The organism is Stieleria sp. (assembly GCF_041595215.1).
Lineage (GTDB): Bacteria > Planctomycetota > Planctomycetia > Pirellulales > Pirellulaceae > Stieleria > Stieleria magnilauensis.
Map to the genome: position 1 here is coordinate 1 of NZ_JBFHKV010000523.1, position 5,727 is coordinate 5,727.

The 5,727-nt window shown below is 59.4% G+C and carries 5 protein-coding genes; 2 read left to right on the forward strand and 3 right to left on the reverse strand.

What is annotated here, in order from left to right:
• The coding region (locus tag ABX749_RS19240) for a sensor histidine kinase (protein WP_372897392.1) at nucleotides 1-880 on the forward strand (880 nt) is incomplete at its 5' end.
• 10 nt (nucleotides 881-890) lie between these two features.
• The gene (locus ABX749_RS19245) at nucleotides 891-2,234 is read left to right on the forward strand and encodes a sigma-54-dependent transcriptional regulator (RefSeq protein ID WP_372897393.1); all 1,344 of its coding nucleotides are present in this window, start codon (nucleotides 891-893) and stop codon (nucleotides 2,232-2,234) included.
• 395 nt (nucleotides 2,235-2,629) lie between these two features.
• Here ABX749_RS19245 and ABX749_RS19250 read toward each other — a convergent pair whose 3' ends face one another.
• The 3 genes from ABX749_RS19250 to ABX749_RS19260 all read right to left on the reverse strand — a co-directional run.
• Nucleotides 2,630-3,373 (reverse strand): HEAT repeat domain-containing protein, encoded by a 744-nt coding sequence (locus ABX749_RS19250; RefSeq protein WP_372897394.1) that lies wholly within the window; start codon nucleotides 3,371-3,373, stop codon nucleotides 2,630-2,632.
• Between the two features lie 138 nt (nucleotides 3,374-3,511).
• A complete protein-coding gene (locus ABX749_RS19255; RefSeq protein WP_372897395.1) occupies nucleotides 3,512-4,093 on the reverse strand; it encodes a hypothetical protein in 582 nt (193 codons plus the stop codon).
• Nucleotides 4,094-4,822: 729 nt separating this feature from the next.
• Nucleotides 4,823-5,727, reverse strand: a 905-nt coding sequence (locus tag ABX749_RS19260) for a hypothetical protein (RefSeq protein ID WP_372897396.1), incomplete at its 5' end; no start/stop codon positions are given.

Here is a 5,727-nt window from a genome sequence, read left to right on the forward strand (position 1 = left end):
GCGTGCCGAGCAGGAGGTCCGTGAGCGAACACGCGAAGTGATCCAGAACGAACAACTCGCCAGCGTCGGATTCCTGGCCGCCGGCGTTGCGCATGAGATCAACAATCCGCTGGGTGCGATTGCCTGGGGCGCCGAGGCGCTCGAGGGCACGCTCGAAGATCTGCCGGCGGAGGAGAAAGAACGGTTCAACCAGGAATTTCTGCAAGAGCTACAGACGAACCTGGGGCTGATCCAATCCGAAGCGTTTCGGTGCAAGGGCATCACCCAGCGGCTGCTCAACTTCAGCCGATTGAGTAATTCCAGCCGCAATCAAGAAGACCTCGGCCAACTGGTCGCGGGAGTCGTGTCGATGGTCGGAAAGGTCGGCGAGTACCGCTGCAAGACGATTCGCACGCACGCCGACGAGAGCGTCACCGCGTACTGTAATTCCCAGGAGATCCAGCAGGTCGTTTTGAACCTGGTGTCCAATGCCCTGGAGTCGGTGGACACCGATGGCAACGTCGACGTGTACGTGCGGCACGAGATCGACCCGTTCAGCGGCACCAAGGAGGCCGTCGTCGAAGTCAAGGACGACGGTTGCGGCATGGACCAGGAAGTGATGGACCATCTCTTCGAGCCGTTTTTTACGCGCCGCCGCGATGACAGCGGCACCGGACTGGGCCTGAGCATTAGCTATCGAATCGTGTCGTTGCATCACGGGTCCCTGACGCCGCAAAGCGAGGGGGAAGGCCGGGGATCAAAAATGATCTTGCGGCTGCCGACGGAGCCCGCCAAGAAAGAGTCTCCTTCCGATTCGACGTTCTACGCGTCGCGGGAGCTGAACGATCATGATGAACTGCCCTCTTCGACCAAGTGGAATGATGTCCAAAAAGTCGCCTGAATGTGAATCCATGCACGTCCTGTACGCCGACGATGAAACGTCGCTGCAGACGCTGATGAAGACTCAGCTTGAAAAACTCGGCCACAGCGTGGTCGTCTGCCCTGATGGAGAAACAGCGATCGCGGCACTCGAGCGGGAGCCGTTCGATTGCATGATCGTCGATTTGGACATGCCGGGCATCAAGGGTGCCGAAGTGATCGCTCGGGCACGCAAGATTCGCCCGGAGATCGAAGCGGTCGTGATCACCGGCAAGCCTGACCTGAAGTCCGCGTTGACCGCGATCGAAAACCACGTCTTCGCCTTCGTCAGCAAGCCGTGCAGTTTCAAGCAAGTCAAATCCTTGCTCAGCGAAGTCTATCATCGCCTGTCCCAATCGCGACGTCTGGCCGCGCTGGAGCACCGCGTCCGCCAAGCGGAGGGAGATTCCGAACTGGTGGGCGACGGCAAGTCGATGCTGCAGGTCCGCAAGGTGATCGAAAAAGTGGGCCCGACCGACAGTACGGTTCTGATCCTGGGCGAAACCGGATGCGGCAAAGAACTGGTCGCCCGTGCGGTCCACCAGGCCAGCCTGCGGGCCGGCGAGCCGATGGTTTCCATCAACTGTGGTGCCCTGCCGGAAAACCTGATCGAGAGCGAACTGTTCGGGCACGTCAAAGGCGCCTTCACGGGCGCCGACAATGCGCGGGTCGGATTGTTTGAAGTGGCCGACGGAGGCACGATCTTTCTGGACGAGATCGGTGAGTTGCCGATGACGATGCAGGCGAAGCTGTTGCGCGTGTTGGAAACCGGTGACATCCGGCGATTGGGCAGCAACCAATCCAAACGCGTCGACGTGCGCGTCATCTGTGCCACGCACCGCGACCTGGAAAAGATGGTCGGCGAGGAGCAGTTCCGCGAAGACCTGATGTTTCGCATCAACACCTTCGAAATTCATGTGCCGCCGCTGCGAGAGCGGATCGACGACTTGATGCCGCTGGCGGTTCACTTGCTGCGCCGTCACCGCAACGATGGCGACGATGACGCCTTGTTCACACCGCAGGCCACCGCAGAGTTGCTGGCCCACAAGTGGCCCGGCAATGTCCGTGAACTGGCAAATGTGGTCGAACACGCCGCGATCCTGTGCGATGCCCTGCCGATCGATGCGGAGCACTTGCCGCGGCACTTCAGTCGCCGCCAGTTGCGAAGCGAAATTCGTGATGCCGGTCCGATGACCATTCGCGAAATGGAAATGATTGCGATTGAACGCGCGATCGAGCGAAACGACGGTGACAAAAAGGCCGCCGCCGAGGAATTGGGGGTCAGCGTCAAAACGCTGTACAACAAGCTAAATGCCGCCGAAGAGAAAGCGGCGTAGCGGTTGGTGTGTGTCGGGAATTGGGCGGCTGGTATTCGCGGGGCGGTACCAGCGGCCTGTCGATTGAAGCCCGCGCGCGTTGGCAAGGGACCGCGTGGGGCCCGTCACTAAATCGAATGGTTTTGAAAACTCGATCTCGTGCTTTGTCACAGCGAGTTTTGAGGATCGTCTGCGGAAAGGGGGCGGGAACCAAAAATGGGAAGCACCCTTCGGGCCATTTGGCTTTTGGTGCCTGGCCCCGCTTCCGGTCTGATCCCATATCCGGTCTGGCCCCGCTTCCGATTAAGCGAGCTGCCCGAAGATGAGGTTGTTAGAAAGCGCTCGGATGTCGGGCGCTGGCAAGCATCGGCCGTTATCGATGCCGCGTTCCGCTGTTTCTCACCAGGGTGCAGGCTTTACCGGATCGTTTTCTCGTCGCTTTGGCCGTCGGCCACGCGGACGTCGTCCGATTCTGTGCCGCTGGCGTCGGGCGCGGATTGCGCATCGATTGCGGCGATCCATTGTTGCGGGTCGTTGCCGTAGTCTTTGCCGATGACGCCTTTCAAGCTTTGCATCGCCAGATGAATGGTTGCCGGGTCGCGGTCTTCCAAGGCTAATCGCAGTGATTCGACGGGGACGTTTCCCTTGTGTTTGCCGAGTGCGGCGATTGCCGAATTCTTGACATCAGCTTCGGGCGTCGTGCCGAGTGTGGACGCGAGCAACTGGGCGGCTTCGGGTTCACGGCGTTTCCCCAACGAGCGACAGGCTTCCATTTGCACCTTCAAGCTTTCGTCGTCGAGTCCGCGTTCGATCAAGTCGATCGCGTCGGGCGTCCTCAGTTTGCTGGCTGCGAGAATCGACAATCGTCGCATTTCAGGGCTGGGATCGTTTTCGATGATGCGATCCAGGTGGGTTGCCCATTTCGCTTGTTCTTTCGCGCTCATGCCGCCGATCTGACTGGCCAGGTTCTGCAGCTCTTGCCGTCGCTGGTGGTCGGTCACACCGAGTTCTCGGTCGCGTTTCCATTCTCGCATCGCGAAGTACGGGTTGATCCGTTTGAGACCGTAAAGCGGCCCGTCATGACACCCGCATGCCAGCACACAGAGGACTGCGGCGAGGGCGCCACAGGTGAAAGAGCGCAGGCGACGACGATGTGTCATGTCAGTATCGATGATTGGTTGGTGCGGCATTCCGTTTCCAAAACCAAGACTTCAACGGGAATGGTTCGTGACGGCAAGACCGTCGGACATTGGGACTTATCAAAGTCAAGGCGGGCTCGCCAAGACCACTTCCGTGGTTCATTCGGCCACTGCGCCGACTAATTCGTCAGGTCGCTGTCGGATCAGGCGGTACGGCAGCAAGGCGGTATCGAATAGAAACTTTGCTCCCGAATGCAAATTGGTCATGATCCCGCCAGAAAAGATCCATTCGGTTTCGCCGCATCGCTCCAGCGGCGCGTCTTCAAAATACAACCGCCTTCGTGTGTAGGTGGTCACCGAGTCGAGCGGTTCGCCGGGACCCACTCCGCCGGCGGTCATCCAAACGCTTGGTTGCGTGAAACCCGGCTGTGAAACCTGCCGCGACGATGCCAATCCGGAAAGCCGAATTTGCGAAAGCGGTTTGTCCAATTGAGCAGGCTGTGTTGTCGTGGCGTTCGGCTTGCGTTCGCTCGGGCGCGGGACCGGTTCGGAAGCGTCGCCGCGCTGTCGCAGTGGCTCGGCCGTTGGTCGCGATAGCGATGGTGAATCGTCCGGCGGGGATGCTCGGCTGACGTCTTCGATTTGGACCGGAGCAAGTCGCAGCGGCTCCGCCGCATCCTGTCCCGGCAGGCTGGAACCGATCACCAGCACAGTGATCAACGAGAGAGTCGATGAGTTCATGGACAGATTGCGGTCGGTCGGCGGTCGAGAAGAAGCCACTCTCAGTGAGTTTTCGACTGCCCTGAGCGACGATTGCCAGTAAAATCGTTACGGCCGGTACATTTTCCCCTATTTATCAAACTGAGATTTGACGCCCACAACAGCCGTCACGATGCTATTGGTCTGCCTGATCTGTCGGCCTTGACTGGTTTGCGCAGTCTGATGTCGTGGTTCTCATCAAGCCTCATAGTGGCGACTCCGAATCAAGCCCTTAGAGGGGATTTATCATGCTTGGCCGTGGGGCGAAAAACGACGAGCGGGCTGGTCGTCAGATCGGGCGCTGGCTGCGCGGTTTCATCGACAGATGCTCCGTTGCGGCTCAACGTCCGATCGAGTCCCCGGTGGGCAACGCTGTGAAGCATTTTTTAGCGGTAGGGCGTGAGCCCTCCGGTGTTTCGGGAACGATAAGGGACCGGAGGGCTTGCGCCCTGCCGCGAACACCTCGTCAAACGCTGGGAATAAATGCCTCACAGCGTTGCCGTCCGGGGTCGTGGAGTGGAGTGGGGGCGTGGCCCGGAGGTGGCGCTGCGCTGACCTCCGGCTAATGGCTGTGATCCCTACGGGATCAAAGCACGACTCCCCCCACTCGCGTCGTGTGGTCGATGCCCGGAAGGCAGACACAGTGTCTGCCGGCGGTGAGACGGCTTGTTGATGGAGTGGTCGTGAGCCGGTGGGCACCACGTCAGCGGATCACTGACGCGGGGCCGATCGCTTCTCGCTGATCTTGTAATGAAGCGTCAGTACTGGGAGCCCCAGAAATCGGATCGCATGCTCACACCGAACGGTCTGCTCTTGATCGACGAACAACTCGAACCGCTCATGAAGTGTTTGCACACGCCAGACCCGCAATCGTTCGGCACCCGACCGCTGCATGCGGTAGAAGCCGGCGTCACCGAAACGCCGCCCCGCCGAAACAAGACGCATGCCATCTGATGTGTCATGTTCCGGTCGCAGGATGACGGTGGCGTTTCCGTTTGGCATCGGAAAGACGACCTTCACGCAAGCACCGTCGACCCGTGGCACTTTCTGTGTCATATAGAACCCTGTGTAAATCACTTGGTCACCGCGAGCGAGTTTACGAAACCACCCCGTGTAGCGAATCTGGCCGTCTGGCTTGCGTAGCAAGATGATCTCGCTCGTCATTCCATAAGCGGTATCGAGGCCATTGAGTGGAAAGTTCAGTTGATCGACGCGGCGGCTAATCGTCGCGACGAGGAGCCACAGCGCGATTCGGGCCGGGAAGTAGGTCGTCGCCCAGGTATCCAACGCATAGCGGTGTGTGTTTTCGTAGAAATCGCGAATCCTTGGATTCACTCGCTCGGGCGCGAAGGTTGCACTCCTCAATGCTTCGAAATGCGGGATCAATCCGCCTTCGCCGGCATCACGAATGAGAGTCAATCCCTCGGCCGCAGCTGTCTCCTCGTACGGACGATCGCCGATCGATTTTCCGCCGAGCGGACCGATGAGCCACGAGATTTCGTCGGGTGAGTAGCGGCGACCAAAACTCCAGATCAGGGCGTAAATGATCCAAGCTCCGACAGTACCGACTATATTTCGCAGCATACATGTCTCCGGAACATGGAGTCGTCGAAACC

Coding starts and splice junctions, on each gene's coding strand:
- ABX749_RS19245 (WP_372897393.1), top strand. CDS start 891: ATGCACGTCCTGTACGCCGACGATGAAACGTCGCTGCAGACGCTGATG.
- ABX749_RS19255 (WP_372897395.1), bottom strand. CDS start 4,093: ATGAACTCATCGACTCTCTCGTTGATCACTGTGCTGGTGATCGGTTCC.
- ABX749_RS19250 (WP_372897394.1), bottom strand. CDS start 3,373: ATGACACATCGTCGTCGCCTGCGCTCTTTCACCTGTGGCGCCCTCGCC.